Annotated in this window: 1 rRNA gene; it reads left to right on the top strand. The window is 43.6% G+C overall.

Annotated elements, in window-relative coordinates:
* A 16S ribosomal RNA gene (locus tag GN217_RS18635) occupies positions 1 to 70 on the top strand; the annotation flags it as partial.
* Between the last annotated feature and the right edge of the window lie 524 nt (positions 71 to 594).

Genomic DNA, 594 nt, shown 5'->3' with positions numbered 1-594 from the left:
GGGACCAATGATTGGGGTGAAGTCGTAACAAGGTAGCCGTATCGGAAGGTGCGGCTGGATCACCTCCTTTCTAAGGATATATAGAAGGCGTAAGTGGCCGTTTAGCAACGTACAAACTGGAACACTTTGTAATGAGATAAAGGAAACACAGCGACCAGCGGGAGCTGATGTTGACTTATCGATTGGAAAAGTGTGAAGTTTGCTAGTTGCTGGCCACTGGAGCTAGACTATTTCGGAACATACTGGGTTGTTTGGTTCAGTTTTGAGGGAGTAAATCTCTCTATTTGTACCTTGAAAACTAAATAAGAGTAACAACGACATCATATTAAAAGGCTGAAGCGACCGATTAGAAACGCAACGCTAGCAAGGGTCTGGAAAACGCTTGGTTTTTAGCGTTTGGAAGACAATTGCTTACGACGGGAGTTTCTGGGAGCTGAAGCTAGATTAATAAATGCAAAAAAAGTGGTCTTTAACAGACCATCAAGGCAAAACAAAGCTATATTATTTACTGTAACTTAGTTAAGTGAATAAGGGCGCACGGTGGATGCCTTGGCACTAGGAGCCGAAGAAGGACGGGACTAACACCGATATGCT

Source organism: Oceanobacillus sp. AG (assembly GCF_009746545.1).
Lineage (GTDB): Bacteria > Bacillota > Bacilli > Bacillales > Amphibacillaceae > Oceanobacillus > Oceanobacillus indicireducens.
Note: the sequence above shows the minus strand (reverse complement) of the source record. Positions and strands in the feature narration are given on the sequence as shown.